Origin of the sequence: Achromobacter aloeverae, assembly GCF_004121055.1 — a bacterium.
In the GTDB taxonomy this organism is placed as follows: domain Bacteria; phylum Pseudomonadota; class Gammaproteobacteria; order Burkholderiales; family Burkholderiaceae_B; genus Bordetella_C; species Bordetella_C aloeverae.
Map to the genome: position 1 here is coordinate 53,504 of NZ_PYAL01000003.1, position 21,411 is coordinate 74,914.

Annotated in this window: 18 protein-coding genes; 7 read left to right on the forward strand and 11 right to left on the reverse strand. The window is 67.7% G+C overall.

Annotated elements, in window-relative coordinates; all coding sequences use genetic code 11:
* Position 1 precedes the first annotated feature (1 nt).
* Positions 2 to 958, reverse strand: a complete 957-nt coding sequence (locus tag C7R54_RS11270) for a tripartite tricarboxylate transporter substrate binding protein (RefSeq protein WP_129150546.1) — start codon at positions 956 to 958, stop codon at positions 2 to 4.
* A 209-nt stretch (positions 959 to 1,167) separates the two neighbouring features.
* Between C7R54_RS11270 and C7R54_RS11275 the strand changes: the two genes are divergently transcribed.
* Complete coding sequence (locus C7R54_RS11275; protein ID WP_129150547.1) at positions 1,168 to 2,355, forward strand: acetylornithine transaminase; 1,188 nt, start codon at positions 1,168 to 1,170, stop codon at positions 2,353 to 2,355.
* Positions 2,356 to 2,567: 212 nt separating this feature from the next.
* Here C7R54_RS11275 and C7R54_RS11280 read toward each other — a convergent pair whose 3' ends face one another.
* From C7R54_RS11280 to C7R54_RS11300, 5 genes are all read right to left on the reverse strand, one after another.
* On the reverse strand, positions 2,568 to 4,661 hold the full coding sequence (locus tag C7R54_RS11280) for an acetyl/propionyl/methylcrotonyl-CoA carboxylase subunit alpha (protein WP_129150548.1): 2,094 nt from the start codon (positions 4,659 to 4,661) through the stop codon (positions 2,568 to 2,570).
* A gap of 42 nt (positions 4,662 to 4,703) precedes the next feature.
* On the reverse strand, positions 4,704 to 6,311 hold the full coding sequence (locus tag C7R54_RS11285; protein WP_129150549.1) for a carboxyl transferase domain-containing protein: 1,608 nt from the start codon (positions 6,309 to 6,311) through the stop codon (positions 4,704 to 4,706).
* A gap of 231 nt (positions 6,312 to 6,542) precedes the next feature.
* The gene (locus C7R54_RS11290) at positions 6,543 to 7,724 is read right to left on the reverse strand and encodes an acetyl-CoA C-acetyltransferase (protein WP_129150550.1); all 1,182 of its coding nucleotides are present in this window, start codon (positions 7,722 to 7,724) and stop codon (positions 6,543 to 6,545) included.
* Positions 7,725 to 7,738: 14 nt separating this feature from the next.
* Positions 7,739 to 8,917: an isovaleryl-CoA dehydrogenase gene (locus tag C7R54_RS11295; RefSeq protein WP_129150551.1), complete on the reverse strand. Its 1,179-nt coding sequence runs from the start codon at positions 8,915 to 8,917 to the stop codon at positions 7,739 to 7,741.
* A 248-nt stretch (positions 8,918 to 9,165) separates the two neighbouring features.
* Complete coding sequence (locus C7R54_RS11300) at positions 9,166 to 9,549, reverse strand: MerR family transcriptional regulator (protein ID WP_129150552.1); 384 nt, start codon at positions 9,547 to 9,549, stop codon at positions 9,166 to 9,168.
* Positions 9,550 to 9,689: 140 nt separating this feature from the next.
* Here C7R54_RS11300 and C7R54_RS11305 point away from each other — a divergent pair, with 140 nt between their 5' ends.
* On the forward strand, positions 9,690 to 10,763 hold the full coding sequence (locus C7R54_RS11305; RefSeq protein ID WP_129150553.1) for an MBL fold metallo-hydrolase: 1,074 nt from the start codon (positions 9,690 to 9,692) through the stop codon (positions 10,761 to 10,763).
* On the opposite strand, the gene C7R54_RS11310 is transcribed toward C7R54_RS11305, so the two are convergent.
* Positions 10,764 to 11,432 carry a LysE family translocator gene (locus tag C7R54_RS11310; RefSeq protein ID WP_129150554.1) on the reverse strand — a complete coding sequence of 223 codons (669 nt, stop codon included), beginning with the start codon at positions 11,430 to 11,432 and terminating at the stop codon, positions 10,764 to 10,766. It abuts the gene before it with no gap.
* A 247-nt stretch (positions 11,433 to 11,679) separates the two neighbouring features.
* Between C7R54_RS11310 and metC the strand changes: the two genes are divergently transcribed.
* Positions 11,680 to 12,891, forward strand: a complete 1,212-nt coding sequence (gene metC, locus C7R54_RS11315) for a cystathionine beta-lyase (RefSeq protein ID WP_129150555.1) — start codon at positions 11,680 to 11,682, stop codon at positions 12,889 to 12,891.
* 338 nt (positions 12,892 to 13,229) lie between these two features.
* Here metC and C7R54_RS11320 read toward each other — a convergent pair whose 3' ends face one another.
* From C7R54_RS11320 to argS, 3 genes are all read right to left on the reverse strand, one after another.
* Positions 13,230 to 13,853: a thiol:disulfide interchange protein DsbA/DsbL gene (locus C7R54_RS11320; RefSeq protein ID WP_129150556.1), complete on the reverse strand. Its 624-nt coding sequence runs from the start codon at positions 13,851 to 13,853 to the stop codon at positions 13,230 to 13,232.
* Positions 13,854 to 13,976: 123 nt separating this feature from the next.
* Positions 13,977 to 14,723 carry an SPOR domain-containing protein gene (locus C7R54_RS11325; protein WP_129150557.1) on the reverse strand — a complete coding sequence of 249 codons (747 nt, stop codon included), beginning with the start codon at positions 14,721 to 14,723 and terminating at the stop codon, positions 13,977 to 13,979.
* A 6-nt stretch (positions 14,724 to 14,729) separates the two neighbouring features.
* Positions 14,730 to 16,415, reverse strand: coding sequence for an arginine--tRNA ligase (gene argS, locus C7R54_RS11330; protein ID WP_129150558.1), 1,686 nt, complete (start codon positions 16,413 to 16,415; stop codon positions 14,730 to 14,732).
* A 503-nt stretch (positions 16,416 to 16,918) separates the two neighbouring features.
* Between argS and C7R54_RS11335 the strand changes: the two genes are divergently transcribed.
* A complete protein-coding gene (locus C7R54_RS11335) occupies positions 16,919 to 17,260 on the forward strand; it encodes a DUF1840 domain-containing protein (protein WP_129150559.1) in 342 nt (113 codons plus the stop codon).
* Positions 17,261 to 17,363: 103 nt separating this feature from the next.
* Positions 17,364 to 17,681, forward strand: a complete 318-nt coding sequence (locus C7R54_RS11340; RefSeq protein ID WP_129150560.1) for a hypothetical protein — start codon at positions 17,364 to 17,366, stop codon at positions 17,679 to 17,681.
* A gap of 64 nt (positions 17,682 to 17,745) precedes the next feature.
* On the opposite strand, the gene C7R54_RS11345 is transcribed toward C7R54_RS11340, so the two are convergent.
* Entirely contained in the window at positions 17,746 to 19,029 is a 1,284-nt protein-coding gene (locus C7R54_RS11345) for an amidase (protein ID WP_129150561.1), read from the reverse strand.
* 333 nt (positions 19,030 to 19,362) lie between these two features.
* Here C7R54_RS11345 and C7R54_RS11350 point away from each other — a divergent pair, with 333 nt between their 5' ends.
* Positions 19,363 to 20,385, forward strand: coding sequence for a LacI family DNA-binding transcriptional regulator (locus tag C7R54_RS11350; protein WP_129150562.1), 1,023 nt, complete (start codon positions 19,363 to 19,365; stop codon positions 20,383 to 20,385).
* Positions 20,386 to 20,399: 14 nt separating this feature from the next.
* Entirely contained in the window at positions 20,400 to 21,410 is a 1,011-nt protein-coding gene (locus C7R54_RS11355) for an ABC transporter substrate-binding protein (protein WP_129150563.1), read from the forward strand.
* Position 21,411 lies beyond the last annotated feature (1 nt).

Below are 21,411 nucleotides of genomic sequence, written 5' to 3' on the forward strand. Positions count from 1 at the left end.
CTCAATCGACCTGGGCGCCGGAAACGCGCACGGCCTCGCCCCATTTCTTCACTTCAGTGGCGATGAAGGCGCCCGTCTCGGTGGGGCTCATGGGCATGGGCTCGGCGCCGCGATCGCGCAGGAACTGCGTCATGCCGTCGCTGTTGAGCACGCCCTGGATGCGCTTGTTGAGTTCGGCGACGATGGGCGCCGGCGTGCCCTTGGGCGCCAGGATGGCGGCCCAGCCGATGGCCTCGAAATTGGGATAGCCGGTTTCGGCGACCGTCGGGACATCAGGCAGCTGCGGCAGGCGCTTGGCGGTGGTGACGGCCAGGGCGACGGCCTTGCCGCTCTTGACGTGCGGCAGGCCCGCGGTCACCGAGTCCACCATCAACGGAACCTGGTTGCCCAGGAAGTCCGCCTGGGCCGGGCCGCTGCCCTTGTAGGGGATATGGCGGATGTCGACCTTGGCGGCCGCCTTGAACAGTTCGGCGGACAGGTGCTGCGTGCCGCCGATGCCGGCGCTGGCGTAGGCCAGGGCGCCCGGCTTGGCGCGCGCCTTGGCGACCAGGTCCTGCATGCTGGTGATGCCGGACTGGGGGTTGGCCAGGAACATCAGGGGAACCGAGAACACGCCGGAAACGGGCGCGAAGTCGTCCGCCAGGCTGTAGTCCAGCTTCTTGTACAAGGTCTGGTTGACCGCCGCGGCGCTGCCGGCGATGACCAGGGTGTAGCCGTCCGGGGCCGACCGGGCCGCCTGCGCCATGCCGATGTTGCTGCCGGCGCCGGCGCGGTTGTCCACGATGATGGTCTGCTTGAGCTGTTCACCCAGTTTTTCCGCCAGCGCACGGGCAAAGATGTCGGTTGCCTGTCCCGGCGGGAAGGGAACGATCAGCCGGATGGCGTGGTCGGGATATTCGGCATGCGCCGCGAAGGCGGCCGCGGCCAGCGTGGCGCCGGCGATGAGTTTTTTGAACATGATCGAGATCTAAGGCTCAGGAAATTCAGGGAACGCTGCGGGGGCCCAGTGTCTCGTGGAGGCGACTTTGTCGCCGTTCTGGGTGTTTTTCTCTCAGGGTTTTGACGAAAGCGGCCGCTTTTGGCGAAAGCTGTCATCCCAGGGTGCTAAATTTACCCTTTTGCCCGCCGGCGTGCCCGGCGGCGTGTCCTTCCCCCTCTGGAAACGCCATGGACTTCAACCAGTACGACGTCAACACCCTTATGGAAATCACTTCCCGCCCGGACCTGGTGTTCGTGCGCGGTCAAGGTTCCTGGCTGGAGGACAATACTGGCAAGCGATATCTGGATTTCATTCAGGGTTGGGCCGTGAACTGCCTGGGCCACAGCGCTCCGGAAATGATCCGCGCCTTGAACGAGCAAGGCAGCAAGCTGATGAACCCGTCGCCGGCGTATTTCAACGAGCCGTCGCTGCAGCTGGCCAAGCGCCTGACGCAATCGTCGGTGTTCGACCGCGTGTTCTTCGCCAACAGCGGCGCCGAGGCCAACGAAGGCGCCATCAAGCTGGCGCGCAAATGGGGCCGCGTGAACCGCAACGGCGCCTACAAGATCATCACCATGGACCACAGCTTCCATGGCCGCACCATTGCCACCATGTCGGCGTCGGGCAAGCCGGGCTGGGACAAGATGTTCGCGCCGCAGGTGGACGGTTTCCCCAAGGCCGACCTGAACGACCTGGATTCCGTGCGCAAGCTGATCGACGCGCAGACGGTCGCCGTCATGCTGGAACCCATCCAGGGCGAGGGCGGCGTCATCCCCGCGACCAAGGAATTCCTGCAAGGCCTGCGCAAGCTGGCCGACGAGCACGGCATCCTGCTGATCGTGGATGAGGTGCAGACCGGCATGGGCCGTACCGGCACGATGTACGCCTACCAGCAGGCCGGCATCACGCCGGACATCATGACGCTGGGCAAGGGCATCGGCGGCGGCGTGCCGCTGGCTGCCCTGCTGGCGCGCCAGGATGTCAGCGTGTTCTCCCATGGGGAACAAGGCGGGACGTACAACGGCAACCCGCTGATGACGGCGGTGGGCGTGGCGGTGTTCGACGCGCTGGCCGCGCCGGGCTTCCTGGATACCGTGCAGGCCCGTGGCCGCCAGCTGTCCGAAGGCTTGCTGGCGCTGTCCGCGAAGTGGGGCATGCGCGGCGAGCGTGGCGCCGGCCTGCTGCGCGCGCTGGTGATGGACCGCGACGACGGTCCCGCCATTGTCGACGCGGCCCGCAAGCTGAACCCCGAGGGCCTGCTGCTGAACGCCCCGCGCGGCAACCTGCTGCGCTTCATGCCCGCGCTGAACGTCACGGAGCAGGAAATCGAGAGCATGCTGAAGACGCTGGACGGCATCATCACTTCCATCCGGTAGAGGCTGGTAGCGGCCCCCCCCTACCCGCTTACGCGGGCCCCCCAAGGGGGCAAAGCTGGCGGACCGGCAAAGCCGGCTCCGCGGCTTTCCCGATTGGTTCTTAAGGGGGGGAATCTCGAGGGGGGCGTCGGCGGGCGGGGGGCCTGGATCCGCGGTGTCTGCGATCAACCGCGGTGCCTGCGATAAAGGAAGCCCGCGTATGGGGCGGGCTTCTACTCCAGTGCGATGAGCACGGCGCCTTCGGTTACCTGGTCGCCGATGGCATGGAAGATCTCCGCCACGGTGCCGTCGGCGCCGGCGGTGATGGTGTGCTCCATCTTCATCGCTTCCATGACCAGCAAGGGCTGGCCTTTCTCGACCTTGTCGCCCGCGGCGACGTGTATGGCAATGATCTTGCCAGGCATGGGCGCGCTCATGTCGCCGGCGTGCTCGCCTGCCTCGTCGCCGGCATGGGCCAGCGGGTCCTGGCGCGCCAGGACATACGTGGCGCCGTCCAGGAAGACGTAGGCGAACTCCCCTTCCAGCAGCACATCGCCGGTGCAGTCGCGGCCGCCCAGCTGGATGCGCACGCGTGCGCCCTTGCCGTGCCAGGCAAAGGCCTGCGCGCCCTGTTTCGGCGCTGGGTCCGGTCCGGCCGGCGTGCCATCGGCGGGATCCGATGCGCTCGATCCCGCAGCCGCATCGCTTGCGCGACCAGTGGGGCTGGGGACAGCAGCGGCCAGTTCGGCCAGGGTCCAGCCCGCATCCGTCCGTGCCAGGCACACGTGGCGCGACGCATCGCCGTCGCCCCATACCAGCGTGCGACCGTAGCTGCCGGCGACGCGCCACCCGTCGGTGGCCGCCCAGGGATCGGGCGCGGTGTGGGCGGCGGCGATGGCCTCCTGTGTCAGCAGGGCGGCGCTGGCCAGCGCCAGCGCGGCCACCGGCGCGGCCGACGGCGGCGGCAGCAAGGTGGCGCGGCGGCGCTCGATCAGTCCCGTATCGAGGTCCGCCGCGGCGAATGCCTCGTCGCGCATCAACCGGCCGAGAAAGGCGGCATTGGTATGCACGCCCACCACGCGCGTCTGCGCCAGCGCCTGGATCATGCGCGCCCGCGCCTCGTCCCGGTCCGCGCCGTGCACGATGAGCTTGGCGATCATCGGGTCGTAATAGGGCGTGATGGCGTCGCCCGCCCGCACGCCGCCATCGACCCGCACGTCCCCGCGCGTGAAGGCCGCATGGGTAGGCAGGGCCAGGTGCGCCAGGGTGCCGATGGAAGGCAGGAAGCCGTTGTCCGGATTCTCCGCATACAGGCGCGCCTCGATGGCGTGGCCCTGGATGACCAGGTCTTCCTGCCGCGCCGGCAGCGGCGCGCCCGCCGCCACGCGCAACTGCCATTCGACCAGGTCCTGGCCGGTAATGGCTTCCGTCACAGGATGCTCGACCTGCAGCCGCGTGTTCATTTCCATGAAATAGAAGCGCCCGTCGGGTTCCGCGATGAACTCCACGGTGCCGGCGCCCACGTAACCCACCGCGCGCGCGGCGGCGACCGCGGCGGCGCCCATCTCGGCGCGGCGTCGCGGCGTCATGCCGGGCGCGGGCGCTTCCTCGATGACCTTCTGGTGGCGACGCTGCACCGAGCAATCGCGCTCGAACAGGTAAACGCATTGCCCCTGGGTATCGGCGAAGACCTGGATTTCGATATGGCGCGGCCTTTGCAGATAGCGCTCGATCAGCACGCGGTCGTCACCGAAGCTGGCGGCGGCCTCGCGCCGGCACGATGCCAGCGCCTCGGCGAACGAGGCCGATTTTTCCACGACGCGCATGCCCTTGCCGCCGCCGCCCGCGCTGGCCTTGATCAATACCGGATAGCCGATGGCGTCGGCCTGCTTGTGCAGGAAGTCCGCGTCCTGGTTGTCGCCGTGGTAGCCGGGCACCAGCGGTACGCCGGCCTTTTCCATCAGCGCTTTCGCCGCCGACTTGCTGCCCATGGCGGCGATGGCGTCGGGTGGCGGCCCGACGAAGACCAGGCCGGCCTGCGCCGCCTTGCGCGCGAAGTCGGCGTTCTCGGAGAGAAAGCCATAGCCGGGGTGAATGGCTTGCGCGCCGGTATCCAGGGCCGCCTGCAGGATGGCGTCGCCGCGCAGATAGCTGGCGCGCGGCTCGGGCTCCCCGATGCGGACGGCCTGGTCGCAAGCCGCCACGTGACGGGCGTGGGCGTCGGCATCGGAATAGACCGCCACCGTGCGTATGCCCAGCCGGCGCGCCGTGGCGGCGATGCGGCAGGCGATTTCGCCGCGATTGGCGATGAGCAGGGTCGAGAACATGCGGGCTCCTGTGCGGGGGCGCGGAATCGTGCGGGTTGGAAACTACATCCGGAACACGCCGAAGCGGGTGTCCTCGGTTGGCGCGTTCAGGGCCGCCGACAGCCCCAGGGCCAGGACGCGGCGCGTGTCCGATGGAGCGATGATGCCGTCGTCCCACAGCCGCGCGGTGGCGTGCAAGGGGTGTCCTTCCTTCTCGTACTGGGCGCGGATGGGCGCCTTGAAGGCTTCTTCCTCGGCCGCGGGCCACGCGCCGCCGCGCGCCTGGATGCCATCGCGCTTGACCGTGGCCAGCACGCTGGCGGCCTGCTCGCCGCCCATCACGGAGATGCGCGCGTTGGGCCACGTGAACAGCAGGCGCGGCGAAAAGGCGCGTCCGCACATGCCATAGTTGCCGGCGCCGAAGGAACCGCCGATCAGCACCGTGAACTTCGGCACGGCGGCGGTAGCGACCGCGGTGACCATCTTGGCGCCGTGGCGCGCGATGCCTTCGTTCTCGTACTTGCGCCCCACCATGAAGCCGGTGATGTTCTGCAGGAAGACCAGCGGGATCTTGCGCTGCGCGCACAGTTCGATGAAGTGCGCGCCTTTCTGCGCGGATTCGGAAAACAGGATGCCGTTGTTGGCGACGATGCCCACGGGCATGCCATGGATGTGGGCAAAGCCGGTGACCAACGTGGCGCCGAAGCGTGCCTTGAATTCGTCGAAGGCGGAATCGTCGACGATGCGCGCGATGACCTCACGCACATCATAGGGCTTGCGGGTGTCGGCGGGGATGATGCCGTCCAGTTCCGCGGGGTCGTGGCGCGGGGGCAGCGCCGGCGCCAAGGCAATGTCCGGCTGCTTGCGCCTGTTCAGCCGAGCCACCGCGTCGCGGGCCAGGCGCAAGGCATGGTGGTCGTTGTTGGCCAGATGGTCCGCCACGCCCGACAGGCGGGTATGGACGTCGCCGCCGCCCAGGTCTTCCGCGCTGACCTCTTCGCCGGTCGCCGCCTTCACCAGGGGCGGGCCCCCCAGGAAGATGGTGCCCTGGTCGCGCACGATGATGGACTCGTCGCTCATGGCGGGCACATAGGCGCCGCCGGCCGTGCACGAGCCCATGACCACGGCGATTTGCGCGATACCTTGCGCGGACATTTGCGCCTGGTTGTAGAAGATGCGGCCGAAGTGGTCGCGGTCGGGAAAGACGTCGTCCTGGCGCGGCAGGTTGGCGCCGCCGGAATCGACCAGGTAGATGCAGGGCAGGCGGTTCTGCGCGGCGATCTCCTGCGCGCGCAGGTGCTTCTTCACCGTCATGGGGTAATAGGTCCCGCCCTTGACCGTGGCATCGTTGCAGACGATGACGCATTCGGTGCCGGAAATGCGGCCGATGCCGGTGATCAGCCCGGCGCCTGGCGCCTCGCCGTCATACATGCCATGCGCCGCCAGCGGCGAAAGTTCCAGGAAGGGCGTGCCGGGATCGAGCAATTGTTCGACACGCTCGCGCGGCAGCAGTTTGCCGCGCGCGACATGCCTCGCGCGCGCCTGCTCGCCGCCGCCCTCGGCCGTGCGTGCCATGTGCTCGCGCACCGCCTCCAGCTGCGCGCGCATGGCGGCGGCGTTGTCGGTGTATTCCTGCGAGCGGGGATTGATGCGCGATTCGATGATGGGCATGGTGGCTGGGGCCCCTTGAGCTTGATTCGAGCGTGACATGAACGCACTTGCGCAGGATTTGCGCGTGACTTGAGCGTGACTTGAGCATGACTTGCCCCGGCACGCCTTGCGTACGTGTCCGGATCTTGGAACGACCCATGCGTCGTTGGACGCGGCGGCGCATCCCGGCGCGGATCGGCGGGACGCGCCGCAGCGGCGGCATCGGCCGTGGCCGTGGCCGCCGCCACGGCGTCACACCATTTCGATGGCCATGGCCACGGCCTCGCCGCCGCCGATGCACAGCGACGCCACGCCGCGCTTGCCGCCATGTTTGCGCAGCGCACCGATCAGCGTGGTGACCAGGCGTGCGCCCGACGCGCCGATGGGATGGCCCAGCGCCGTGGCGCCCCCATGCACGTTGACCTTGTCGTGGGGCAGGTCGAATTCCTTCATCGCGGCCATGGTGACCACGGCGAAGGCTTCGTTGATTTCATACAGGTCGACGTCGGACGCCTTCCAGCCGGTCTTCTTGAACAGGTTGCGCAGCGCGCCCACGGGCGCGGTGGTGAACCATTCCGGCTCCTGCGAGTGCTGCGCGTGGGCGACGATGCGCGCCAGCGGCTTCAAGCCCAGTTTCTCGGCGGTTGAGGCGCGCATCAGCACCAGGGCGGCGGCGCCGTCGGAGATCGACGCGGACGTGGCGGCCGTGACGGTGCCGTCCTTCTTGAAGGCCGGCTTGAGCGTGGGGATCTTCTCCGGCATGGCCTTGGTCGGCGCCTCGTCGGTGTCGATCACGGTGTCGCCCTTGCGGCCGGCCACGGTGACCGGAGTGATTTCCCACTTGAAGGTGCCGTCCTCGGAGGCGGCGCGGGCGCGGCGCAGCGATTCGGTGGAGAAAGCGTCCTGCTGCTCGCGCGTGAATTCATACTTGCCGGCGCATTGCTCCGCGAACACGCCCATGGCCGTGCCCTTTTGATAGGCGTCTTCCAGGCCGTCCAGCGCCATGTGATCGTAGACGGTCGAATGTCCGTAGCGGTAGCCCTGCCGCCCCTTGAGCATCAGGTAGGGCGCGTTGCTCATGCTTTCCTGCCCGCCCGCCACGATGACATCGGCCGATCCGGCCAGCAGCAGGTCATGGCCCAGCATCGCGGCCTTCAGCCCCGAGCCGCATACCTTGTGGATGGTGGAGCAGGCCACGTTCTTGGGCAGGCCGGCGCCCAGCGCGGCCTGGCGCGCCGGCGCCTGGCCCTGGCCGGCTTGCAGCACGTTGCCCATGATGACTTCGTCGACCTGCTCGGGCTTGATGCCCGCGCGTTCGACGGCGGCCTTGATGGTCGCCGCGCCGAGTTCATGCGCGGCCAGGCCGGACAGGCTGCCCAGCATGCCGCCCATGGGGGTGCGGGCGACGGATACGATGACGACGGGATCGGACATGATGGACTCCTGACTTAAGCGGTTTCGTTGAACAGTTCGCGGCCGATCAGCATGCGGCGGATTTCGCTGGTGCCGGCGCCGATTTCATATAGTTTCGCATCGCGCCATAACCGGCCAGTGGGGAATTCGTTGATGTAGCCGTTGCCGCCCAGGATCTGCACGCTTTCCCCGGCCATCCAGGTGGCCTTTTCGGCGGTATAGAGGATGAGGGCCGCGCAATCCTTGCGCACCTGGCGCACGTGGCTGGCGCCCAGGCGGTCCAGGTTGCGGCCGACGGCGTAGCAGAAGGCGCGGCTGGCCTGCAGCGTGGTGTACAGGTCGGCCACCTTGCCCTGGATCAGCTGGAATTCGCCGATGGGCTGGCCGAACTGCTTGCGGTCGTGGATATAGGGAACGACCACGTCCATGACCGCCTGCATGATGCCCAGGGGGCCGCCCGCCAGCACCGCGCGTTCGTAGTCCAGGCCGCTCATCAGCACCTTGACGCCGCCGTTGACTTCGCCCAGCACGTTTTCCGCCGGCACTTCGCAATCCTGGAACACCAGTTCGCCGGTATGGCTGCCGCGCATGCCCAGCTTGTCCAGCTTTTGCGCCACGGAGAAGCCCGGGAAGTGCTTTTCCACCAGGAAGGCGGTGATGCCGCGCTGGTGCGCCTGCGGGTCCGTCTTGGCGTAGACCACCAGCGCGTCGGCGTCAGGGCCGTTGGTGATCCACATCTTGCTGCCATTCAGGACATAGCGGTCGCCCTTCTTCTCGGCGCGCAGGCGCATGCTGACCACATCGGAGCCGGCCCCGGGCTCGCTCATCGCCAGGGCGCCGATGTATTCGCCGGAAATCAGCTTGGGCAGGTAGCGGGCTTTCTGCGCATCCGTGCCGTTGCGGTGGATCTGGTTGACGCACAGGTTGGAATGCGCGCCATAGGACAGGCCCACCGACGCGCTGGCGCGCGAGATTTCCTCCATGGCGATCATGTGGGCCAGGTAGCCCATCGCGGTGCCGCCGTACTCCTCGGACACCGTCATGCCCAGCACGCCCAGGTCGCCGAACTTGCGCCACAAGTCCATGGGGAATTGATCGCTGCGGTCGATCTCCGCCGCGCGCGGCGCGATTTCCGTCCGCGCGAAATGGCGCAGGGTATCGCGCAGCATGTCCAGGTCGGCGCCCAGATCGAAATTCAAACCAGGAAGATCCATGTGTCTGTCTCCGGAATATCCGTTACGCGGCCGTGTGGCGCTGTGACCCCGCGGCCCGCGGGACGGCGTCGCGCTGCGCGACGGTTGTTATCGCTGTTATCAACAGCCTGGTCTGCCTGGCTGGCATGATGCGCCACGCCATGGACGGCTGCAATGCTGCGGTGCTTATATTACGTTTACGTAAACGTAATATCAATAGCGCGCAAGGCAGGCGGCATACGCTTGCTTGATGGCGGTCGGCCCAGGCGTCAGGCCCGGGCGTCCAGCAGTTCGCGGCAGGCCTTCTCCTGCGCCGCGATTTCGGTCAGCGTGTCTTCGATATCGCGCCGCTGGCCTTCCAGCTGTTCGCGGTGGCGTTGCAGGATGTTCAGGTACTCGCGCAACTGCGGCGCGGTGTCGCCCGGACCATCGTACATATCGATGAGCGACCGTATCTCAGCGAGCAGCAGTCCCAGGCGTTTGCCGCGCAGGGCCAGTTTCAGGCGGGCGCGGTCGCGCGCGTTGTAGACGCGGTTGCGGCCGTCGCGGGCAGGGCTGACGATGCCTTGGTCTTCATAGAAACGGATGGTGCGCGGCGTGATGTCGAACTCGCGCGCAAGTTCCGAGATGGTCCAGGATGTGGTCATGGGCATTTGGCAGCTTACGTAAACGTAACTTATGATGGGCCGAGGAGGACGTCAAGCACGGCCCGCCGTGGGTCCGCAGCGGACAGCGGCATGTTGCGTTGCGGCGTTGCGCGAAAAACAAGACTTTTGACGTGGAGAGCGCGGGCATGAATCCCGATGAGCACAAGTTGACCTATCCCTGGGGCGATGCCTTGCCCAACCCTGGCCAGGCAATCGAGGTCGCCGAGGGCGTGCGCTGGATACGGATGCCCCTGCCGTTCGCGCTGGACCACATCAACCTGTGGCTGCTGCGCGACGAGGTCGACGGGCGCGCGGGCTGGACGGTGGTCGATTGCGGCGTCAGCCGGGATGACGTCAAGGCCTTGTGGGAGCAGGTGTTCGAGCATGCGCTGGATGGCCTGCCCGTCCTGCGCGTGGTGGTCACGCACATGCACCCCGACCACCTTGGCCTCGCCGACTGGCTGTGCCAGCGCTGGAACGCGCCCTTGTGGATGACGATGACGGATTACGCCCTGGCCTGCCTGTGGACGCGCTCGCACCGGTCGGGCGGATCGGGCGCCGGCGGCGACGCGGCGGTGGCGCATTTTTCGCGGCACGGCATGACCGATCCCGCATCGCTGGACAAGCTGCGCGAGCGCGCGCGCTATTACCCGACCCTGGTGCCGGCGGTGCCGGACCGCTTCGTCCGCATCATGCATGGCGACCTGTTGCGCATCGGCGGCCGCGACTGGCGCGTGATCGTCGGTTATGGCCACGCGCCGGAGCACGCGTCCTTCCACTGCGCGCAGGCCGGCGTGGTCATTTCGGGCGATATGGTGCTGCCGCGTATTTCAACCAACGTCAGCGTGTTCGACTACGAGCCCGAATCGGACCCTTTGAAGCGTTACCTGGATTCCCTCGACGGCTATGCCGACGTGCCGGAGGACACCCTGGTCCTGCCTTCGCATGGCCGCCCTTTCAAGGGGTTGCATGAGCGCATCGCCCAGCAGCGGCGCCATCATGCGGAACGCCTGGCCGAAGTCCTGCAAGCGTGCGCCCAGCAGCCGCGCAGCACGGCGGACATCGTGCCCATCATGTTCAAGCGTCCGCTGGACCTGCACCAGATGACCTTCGCGATGGGCGAGGCGCTGGCGCATCTGCACATGCTGTATTTCCAGGGCAAGCTGTCGCGCCGGCACGATGACGACGGCATCGTGCGCTTCCGGGCCATCGACCGTTGATCACCGGCTGACGGCCAGCCGCAGCGCCAATCCCACGAACACCACGCCCGCGCAAATATCCAGGGCGCGCCGCGCCGTGGGCGAACGCTGCAGCACGGCGCCGGCGGCGCCCGAGCAGATCGCGATGGCGCTGAACACGAGCAGCGTGGCCAGCATGAACAGCACGCCCAGGACAATGACCTGCGGCGCGGCGGGCCCGGCCTGGGGCGCGGTGAATTGCGGCAGGAAAGCCAGGAAGAACAGGACCACCTTGGGGTTGGTGAGGTTCATGATGATGCCGCGCCGATACAGCGCGCCCGCGTCCGGCGGCGCTCCCGTGCGCGTGGCCGCCTGCCCTTCGGACGCGGTGCCGGCCGTCCCGGCTTCGGCCGCCGCCGGGCGGAGCAGCGCGCGCAGGATCTGCCAGGCGAGATACAGCAGGTAGGCCGCCCCGCATAGCCGCAGGGCCAGCAGCGCGGCTGGCCATGCCGCCAGCAGCGCCGCCAGTCCCGCGGCTACCGCGGCGGTATGGCCGACCAGCCCGGTGCAGAGTCCCAGCACGACCAGCAGGCCGGCGCGGCGGCCCCACAGCGCGGATTGCATCAGGACGAAAAGATTGTCGGGGCCGGGCGTAAGCGCGAGCAGCACCGCGATGCCGAAGAAACTGAGCAGGGTATGGGTATCGGGCATGGTGCCGTGATGATAGCCGCGGATGGGCAGGATGGGACACCACGCGCGGGCCCGTCCGTGGCGACCGCCGCTTCTTGCGGCCGGGATGGCGGGGTACGGGGATCTGGGGTACAGGGATATGGGGTACGGGAAGCTGGGTACGGGAATGTGGGTACGGGAATGTGGGTACGGGAATGTGGGTACTATAGGCACTCGATCGACCCCTGGTCCTCTTCGCATCGCTTACGAAAACGCTACCTGAAACGCCATGGCCTCCTCGTCTTCCAAGCATCTCGAAACGTTGTTGCAACACGTCGGCACCGCTGACTTCGATCCGGATACCGGCTCCGCGCCTGTCGCCCTGCCTTCCATGCGTACCAGCACGGTGCGGTTCCGCGACCTCTCGGCCCTGGAAGATGCGCAGCGGCGCAAGGGCCGTGGCGAGCGCGCCGTCACCTATGGCCGCATGGGCATGGATACGCACATCGCGTTGGAAGATGCGTTCAAGCGCCTTGAAGGGGGCGAGCAGGCCTATCTGGCGTCTTCGGGTCTATCCGCCATTACGCTGACGTTCATGGCTTTCCTGTCGGCGGGCGACCACGCGCTGGTATCGGACAACGTCTATGGTCCCGTGCGCCTGCTCGACCAGGAAGTGCTGCGGCGCATGGGGATGGAAATTACGTATTTCTCGCCCAATCGCGAGGAAATCGACGGCCTGGTGCGGCCCAATACGAAGCTGCTGTACGTGGAGTCGCCCGGCTCGCTGCTGTTCGAAATGTTGGACATACCCGCCCTGGCGCGCCAGGCGCAGCGCCACAAGCTGGTGCTGGCGGTGGACAACACCTGGGGGTCGGGCTACATCTACCAGCCCTTGAAGCTGGGGGCGCAAGTATCGGTGGTGGCCGGTACCAAGTATGTGGGCGGCCATTCCGACCTGATGCTGGGCGCGGTGGTGACCAACGATGCGGACATCGGCATGCGCCTGAACAAGACCCAGTACGCCATGGGCTATTCCATCAGCGCCGACGACGCCTGGCTGGCCCTGCGTGGCGTGCGCACGTTGCCGGTGCGCATGGCGCAGCATGCGCGGCATGCGATGCAGGTATGCACCTGGCTGCAGGCGCGTCCGGAAGTCGCGCGCATCTATCATCCGGCCTGGCCTTCGGATGCCGGCCATGCCTTGTGGCAGCGCGACTGCACCGGTTCGAACGGCATGTTGGCGGTCGCGCTGAACCTGGCGCCGGCCCAGGCGCGCCGGTTCGTCGACGCCTTGCAGCTTTTCGGCATCGGCTTCTCGTGGGGCGGCTACGAAAGCCTCGTGCAACTGGTGGATGCGGGGACGCTGAAGGCGCACCGCTATTGGGACCAGGACAACACCGCGCTCGTGCGTCTGCACATCGGCCTGGAAGCGCCGGAGGACATCATCGCCGACCTGGCGCAAGCCCTCGACGCCGCGAAAATCGAAGCCACCGGCGTATAGCCTCCCGAGCTCCAAAAACAAAAGCGGAGGCGCACCCAAATGCGCCTCCGCCTTCTTCATCTTGTTCTTAAGAACTCCGCCCCGACCGGGGACACCGCGGATCCGGGTCCCCCGGTCCGCTGGTGTCGCCCCTTGAGGGGAGCCGTGCGCAGCGCGGCTGGGGTGGGCTTTCCTTCCGGTCCGTTGGTGTCGCTCCTTGAGGGGCGACGCGCGTAGCGTGCTAGGGATAGACCTATCTTAAGGACTCCGCCAAGATCGGGGACACCGCGGATCCGGGTCCCCCGGTCCGCTGGTGTCGCCCCCCTGGGGGGCCGCGCTCCGCGCGGTAGGGGGGGGACCTATCTAGCCATGGGAATCAGCTTGTCGACTTCGGCGAGCGCGCCTTCATAGCTGTTGCCGGCCAGCACCGGCGACGTCAGGAACTTGCCGCCCACGCCGAACGAGGGCGTGCCGTCGATGTGGTAGGCCTCGGCCAGCTGATTGGCGCGCTGCACTTCGGTCTGCACCGTGAACGAATCGAACACCGAGTCGAACTTGGCGCGATCCAGGCCCTGCTCGGCCGCCCAGTCGCCGATCGCCTTCTTGTCGAACAGGCGTTTGTGGTCCACGTGCAGCGCGGCGAAGAACTTGGGATGCAAGTCGGAGCGGCCCAGCGCCTCCAGCGTGTAGTACAGCTGCTGCATCGGCTTCATGGCGGCGTTGAACGCCACCGGCACCTGCTTGAGCACCACGTCGGGCGGCGCCTTCTTGGCCCATTCCAGCACCATGGGTTCCATGGCGTTGCAGTGCGGGCAGCTATAGGCGAAGAACTCGAGGACTTCGATCTTCCCCGGCGTGTCCGACGGCAGCGGCGGGTTGACCTGCACGTAGGCCTGGCTGCCCTGGGCATGGCTGAGGGGCGCGAACAGCGTGGTGGCCGCGAGAGCGGTGGCTGCCAGCAGGCGGGTGAGCAATTTGGTCATGTCAGTGGGATTCCGGGGAGTTGAATCAGCAGGAAGGTTGAATCAGCCAAGAAAGGGTGTGAGCTAAGAGACCAGGAATCACGGCCGGAGTTCCTGACCCCCGTCGCAAGGGGCCAGGGGCGCCTATTGGCGCATGACCGCGACTTCGATCTTGCTTTCGCCCAGGCGCGCACGCGCGCGATTCATGTCGTCGAGCCGGTTGAAAGGGCCGACCCGCACGCGGTTCAGGGCCTTGCCGTTGACCTCGGCGCGCTGCACGGCCACGGGCAGCCCCAGCAGGATGATGCGCGCCTTCATGGCTTCCGCTTCGTCCGCGCTGCGATAGGCGCCGGCCTGCAGGTAATAGGTGCCCTTGCCGTCTTTCGCGTCCTTGGCGGCCGTGGGCGCATTGCTGGCCACCGCCACCGGCGGCTTGGCCGCGGGTTTCTCCGGTGCTTTCTCGCGCGCCTTTTCAGCCGGTTTCTCCGCCGCGCCGCGCGCGGCCAGGGTGTCGTTGGACGGCAGCGTGGCGATCAAGGCGCCCAGGTCGTCCGGCTTTTGCGGGCCGGACGGCGCGGTCTGCGGCGCATTCGCCTGCGCGCCCGGCACCGGCGCGGGGGGCGTGGCGGTGGGCCCGCTGGGTGCCGGGCCAGCGGGACCGTCGCGTCCGTACAGCCCCACATTGGGATCGGGCGCGGTGCGCGCGTCCGGCAGGGGCTTCTGGTCCGCTTCGCGGGTGGCGCGGTCGACGAAAGGCACCGGCGCGCGAGTGACGTAGAAGGCCACGCCCGCGGCCACCACCAGGCCGATCAACAACCCGGCAAGGATGCCGTACAAGGTGCTGCCGCGTTCGGACTTGCGCTTGGCGGCGGGTTTGCGTTTGGTCGCCATCTGGGTCTACATGCGCTCGGGCGCGGAAACGCCCAGCAGGGCCAGGCCATTGGCCAACACCTGGCGCGTGGTCGCGGCAAGGCGCAAGCGGGCGCGCTTGAGGTTCACGTCGTCGACCAGCACGCGCTCGGCGTTGTACCAGGCGTGGAAATCGGACGCGCAATCGCGCAGCCAGAAGGCGATGTGATGCGGCGCCAGCTCTTGCGCGGCCAGCTTGACTACCTGGGGCAGTTCAGCCAGGCGCTGCATCAGGGCGAATTCGGACGGCGCGGCGAGGAGCGCCGGATCGGCCTGGGCGATGGTCTCGGCGCTTTCGCCGGATTGCGCCACCATCGAGCAGATGCGCGCATGGGCGTACTGGATGTAGTAGACCGGGTTCTCGTCGCTTTGCGACAGCGCCAGGTCGACGTCGAACACGAACTCGGTGTCGGCGCGGCGCTGGATCAGGAAGTAGCGCACGGCATCGCGGCCGACCCAGTCGATCAGGTCGCGCATGGTGACGTAGCTGCCGGCCCGCTTGGAAATCTTGACCTCCTCGCCGCCGCGCATCACCTTGACCATCTTGTGCAGCACGTAGGCCGGGTAGTCCTTGGGGATGCCGATCTCCAGGGCCTGCAGGCCGGCGCGCACGCGCGCGACGGTGCCATGGTGATCGCTGCCCTGGATATTGACGGCGCGGTGGTAGCCGCGCTCCCACTTGGTGACGTGATAGGCCACGTCCGGAACGAAGTAGGTGTAGCCCCCTTCGCTCTTGCGCATGACGCGGTCCTTGTCGTCGCCGGTGCCCAGTTCGGTGGTGCGTAGCCACAGCGCGCCATCCTGTTCATAGGTATGGCCGGCGGCGACCAGCTTCTGCACGGTCTGCTCGACGCGCCCGCTCGTGTAGAGCGAGCTTTCCAGGAAGTAGTTGTCGAACTTCAGGTCGAAGGCCTGCAAGTCCAGGTCCTGTTCGCGGCGCAGGTAGGCCACCGCATAGCGGCGGATATCGTCGAGGTCATCGAGCTGGCCCGAGCCTATCGTCTCGGCGCCGTCGCTGGCGCGGACGGGCTTGCCGCTCACGTAGTCGCGCGCGATATCGGCGATGTAGTCGCCCTTGTAGCCGTCGGCCGGATAGCTGGCGTCTTCCGGACCGATGCCGCGGGCGCGCGCCTGCACGCTGATGGCCAGGTTCTGGATCTGGTTGCCGGCGTCGTTGTAGTAGAACTCGCGCAGCACATCGTGCCCGCTGGCGTCGTACAGGCGGCAGATGGCGTCGCCCAGGGCAGCCTGGCGGGCGTGGCCCACGTGCAGCGGGCCGGTGGGATTGGCGGACACGAATTCGACCAGCACTTTTTCGCCGTTGCGCGGCGCGCGGCCATAGTCCGCGCCCTGGGCGGCGACGGCGGCCAGCACGGCCTGGCGCGCGGCGGCGGTGTAGCGCAGGTTGATGAAGCCGGGACCGGCCACCTCGGCGCTGTCGACCAGGTCGCGCGCGGCCGGATTGGCCAGCAAGGCGTCGACGATGGCCTGGGCCAGTTCGCGCGGATTGCGCCGCGCCGGCTTGGCCACCTGCATGGCGACGTTGGTCGCCACGTCCCCGTGCGCCGCGACCTTGGGACGTTCCAGCAGGATAGTGGGCTGTACGTCGGGCAGCAGGCCGGCGACGGCGGATTGGATCAGGGAGACAAGCTGTTGTTGTTGCTCGGGGAGCATGGGGACTCGGAAAGAATGAAAAATATCGAAAGAAGGGCGGCAGGCACGGATTCCCAGCCGCGGCGGCGGCCTGGCCTGCAAGCCGGCGACAGGCCGTGGCGGACGGCGCGCGCGATCCTCGGGGACAGATCGCCATCGGCTGGAACAGGACGTGCCGGGGGCCCCTTTCCTGGGTACGTGGATGATAACAGGAGGAGGGGAAAGGCCCACCCGAGAAGGGCCCACCCCAGCCGCGCTGCGCGCGGCTCCCCTCAAGGGGCGACACCAGCGGACCGGGGGACCCGGATCCGCGGTGTCCCCGATGGTTGTCGCAGGGGCGCGGGCGGGGCTATAGGGGCGGCCGGTGGAGCCGGCTCCGCTATGCCCCCGATGGTTGTCGGGGAGAGGTCAGGGGGGCGATAGGGGTCGACGGGTGTTCCCGCGCGCGGCGGTTGTCGTGAGCGCGTGCTTTGGGGTAGTGTTGACCAACCGCCGCGCGGGGCGCGGCCCTCTTTGGAAATGCCATGCTGATCACGTTTCGCTCTAAAGCCGGCGCGGAAGTCCTGATGTTGTCCGAGCATGCCGGACCCCTGCTGCGCGCCGCCGGCAAATCCTTCCCCGAACAAGTCCCCGAACGGGGCGTCTTCACGCCGGAACAGCTACAGGCGGCCATAGACGGCATCGAGAAAGCCATCGCGCAGGCGCCCGCGGTCAAGGAAGAAGACGACGACGACGATAAACCCCCCGTCCACCCCGTCTCCAAGCCCGTGGGCTTGCAGCAGCGCGCCTTCCCCCTGCTGGACCTGATGAAAAAATCCCTGGCCAAGGGCGCCACGCTGTCCTGGGAGGCGGCGTCGCCCTGGTGAATCCGGCCGCGACCACGACCGGAGCGCCGCGCCCTATCGCTACAACACCCCCTATCGCTACGCCACCACCACTCGCTACAACAACATCACACGGGGATTTCCCATGCGCTGCGACCTGACGCTGATCTTTACCGCCCGCCAGACCTTGGACCTCACGGTCCATGTGGATCCCACCCCGGCGCTGGCGACCCAGGCGCGGGAGTGGTTCGAGCAAACCTGGACGGCCCTGGGCTGCGAACCCTTGCGGCCCAGCGGCAAGGTCCTGCTGCTGGACAAGATCATGGGCGTGGCCGACGCCCTGGGGTATGCCGTGTTGTCCAGCGACCAGTCGCGCGCGGACGACTATGCGCGCCAGACCGCCCTGGCCCTGGGCAAGCCGCGCATTACGGTCGACCTGCCCGGCTTGACGGTAGGGTATTGAACGGCGGCGCCCCCGGTGGCACCCCCGGCGGCCCGACAGGCTGGCGCCGCGGTGCAATGGCGCATCAACGCGTCAGCCGTTCGTGGATCCAGGCCCCGATGGCCAGTGTCTTGTGGTCGTCGCCCCGCCTGCCTATGGCTTGCAGGCCGATCGGGAGCCCATGCGGTCCTTGCGCGAAGGGCAGATGCAGGCACGGCACGCCGAACAGCGTCCAGACGCGGCCGAACAGCGGATCGCCCGTGCCCAGGTCGGCCAGGGGCGCTTCGCCCGGCGCGCTGGGCGTCAACAGGACATCGAATTCCTCGAACCAGCCCTCGGCGCGCGCATAGCGCTCCGCCATGAGCGCGAGATTGGCCTGGTGCGCCTGCGCCGTGATGCCGGCGCCGGCGTCCAGCAAGTCCAGCAGGCGCGTGCTCATTTGCCCCGCGAATTCGGCGCGTTCCCGCGCCAGCGCCTGGCAGGCCTCGTACGCCATGACGTCGGACTGCAACTGCACCAGGGAGCAGTAGTCCGGCGGCAGCTCCACGTCCCGCACCGCGGCGCCGGCGCGCGCCAGCACGTCGGCGGCGTGCGCATAGGCTTCCCGGGTTTCCGGCAGCGTGTGGCGCCATTGCAGGGTGCGGTACATGCCGATGCGCGGCTTGCCGGCATAGTCCAGCTTCCGCAGGCCGGGATCGCTCATCAGCACCGAGGCCACCAGGCCGGCGTCCGGCACGGTCCGCGCGAAGCAGCCCACGGTGTCCAGGGAGTCGGCAAGCGGCTTCACGCCTGTGCGCGGCACCGTACCGAACGTCGGCTTGAAGCCCACCACGCCGCAATAGGCGGCAGGCCGCACGATGGACGCGGCGGTCTGCGTGCCCAGTGCGAAAGGCACCATGAAATCGGCCACCGCCGCGGCCGAGCCGCTCGATGAGCCGCCGGGCGTGTAGGCGGGGTCGACGGGATTGCGGGTGGGCGGGGTCTTGTAGGTGGCGAATTCCGTGGTGACCGTCTTGCCCGCCACCAGGGCGCCGGCCTCGCGGCACAGCGCCACCACGGCGGCGTCGGCGTCGGGCTGGTGGCCTTTGTAGATCGACGAGCCATAGGTGGTCGGCAGGTCGCTCGTGTCCATCAGGTCCTTGACGCCGAAGGGCAGGCCGTGCAGCGGTCCGCGTATCGATCCGCGGTCGAGCGCCTCGGCCTGGGCCAGGGCCGCGTCCTTGTTCAAGGCCGCCCATGCGTGGACCGCATGCTCGCGTTGCTCGATGCGTGCAAAGCACGCGCGCAGCAGTTGCGCGGCGGTCAATTCACGGCGTTGCAACAGGCGAGCGGCCTCCAGTGCGCTCAAGCGATTAAGAACGATAGCCATACAAAAACTTCCCCAAAAACAGATCCACCTGCCGGTCCGTGCGTGGACGGGCGAGCAATGGGCTGCCGATGATCTTTTTCTTCACAGCAACCATTGTGCCAGTCCTGCCCGCTCACCGAATCCGTGTATTCCCCCAAAGCGGAATGTTGCGCTGCACAGGCGGTGCCGGCCAGCGCGCCGGTCCAGTACGGCCGCGGTTCGTGCCGTCCCGGCGGGCGGCCGTCCCCGTGTAGCGTACCGCATGCATCTGCAATGCCACTGTCATATGCGGCCCATAAAGTGCCGGAAGGTTGAAAACGTTTTCAAGCCAGCCTCCAGACACGGATATCCGGCGTGCCGCACAAAACCTCGCAACGTCTCTCGATCATCGATATCGCCCACGATGCCGGCGTTTCTCCCGCCACGGTGTCGCGGGCCTTCAATCGGCCCGATCTGTTGAAACCGGAGACCTTGCAACGCATCAGGGAAGTGGCGGGCCAGCATGGCTTCCGCCCCAATCGCGTCGGCAGCAGCCTGCGGTCCGGCAGCACCCGTACCCTGGGCCTGGTGCTGCCCACGCTGCGCAACCCCGTTTTCGCGGAATGCTTCGAGGGCGCCGAGCAATATGCTCATGCGCATGGCTACAGCGTCATGGTGGCGTCGAGCAGCTATACGCCCGCCACCGAGGCCGAGGCGGTGCAAAGCCTGATCGACCACCAGGTGGAGGGGCTCATCCTGACGGTGGGCAATGCCGCGCGCAGCGCCACGCTGCGCATGCTGGCCGGGCAGGCGCTGCCCTATGTGCTGGCCTACAACGAATCCGCCACGCATCCCTTCGTCTCGGTCGACAACGCCGCCGCCGCCAGCGAAATGGTCAGCCTGCTGGCCGCGCGCGGCCACCGCCGCATCGCCATGGTCAGCGGCCCGTTGACCGCGTCCGACCGCGCGCGACGCCGCCTGGCGGGCGCCCGCGGCCAGGCGCGCAAGCTGGGGCTGCAGGAAGTCGTGCACCTGCCCATGGCCTCGCATACCGAAGCCGACAGCGGGCAACTGCGTGGCCTGCTGGGCACGCGCCAGGCCCCGACCGCGCTGTTCTGCTCCAACGATCTGCTCGCGGCTTCCGTGATTTCGTCCCTGCGCGGACTGGGCTTGTCCGTGCCGGCCGACATTTCCGTGTGCGGGTTCGACGGCATGACGTTCGCGGGCCTCATGGTGCCGCCCCTGACCACCATCGAACAACCCAGCCACGACATCGGCACGCGCGCCTGCGCCAGCCTGCTGGCCTGCTTGCAGGGTGAAACGCCGCCGTCGGTACGGCTGGCGCATCGCCTGATTCCCGGCGGCACGGTTGCCGCCGCCACTTCCGCTGCCTCCTGAAGAGGAAACCTTCCATGTTCCGCTCCCTTACCCATGTGCTGCGCGGCGCCCTCCTGGCGCTGGGCCTGGCCGGCGCCGCGCAGGCCCAGCAGGCCGCCGTCTGCTACAACTGCCCGCCCGAATGGGCCGACTGGGCCACCGAGCTCAAGGCCATCAAGGAAAAGACCGGCATCCAGGTGCCGGGCGACAACAAGAACTCGGGCCAGGCCCTGGCGTCGATGGCGGCCGAGCGCGCCAAGCCGGTGGCCGACGTCGTCTACTACGGCGTGACCTTCGGCATACAGGCCGACAAGGACGCGCTGATCCAGGCGTACAAGCCGGCCCATTGGGACGAGATCCCCGCCGGCATGAAGGACCCGAGCGGCAAGTGGTTCGCCATCCACTCGGGCACGCTGGGCCTGATGGTCAATGTCGACGCCCTGCACGGCAAGCCGGTGCCCAAGTCCTGGAAGGACCTGCTCAAGCCGGAGTACCGCGGCATGGTGGGGTATCTGGACCCCGCTTCCGCCTTCGTCGGCTATGTCGGCGCCGTTGCCATCAACCAGGCCCTGGGCGGCACGCTGGACGACTTCGGCCCGGCCCTGGACTGGTTCAAGAAGATGCGGGCGAACGAACCCATCGTGCCCAAGCAGACCGCCTACGCGCGCGTGCTGTCGGGCGAGATTCCCATCCTCATCGACTATGACTTCAACGCCTATCGCGCCAAGTACAAGGACGGCGCCAACGTCGCCTTCGTCATTCCCGCCGAAGGCACCATCGCCGTGCCCTATGTGATGAGCCTGGTGGCCAATGCGCCGCATGAAGCCAACGGCAAGAAAGTGCTGGACTTCACGCTGTCCGACGAAGGCCAGGCCATCTGGGCCAATGCCTTCCTGCGCCCCGTCCGCGCGAATGCGGTGTCGCCCGAAGCGCAGAAGAAATTCCTGCCGGCGTCGGAATATGCCCGGGCCACCGCGGTCGACTACGGCAAGATGGCCGACGTGCAGCGCGCGTTTTCCGAGCAGTACGCCAAGGAAGTGAACTGAC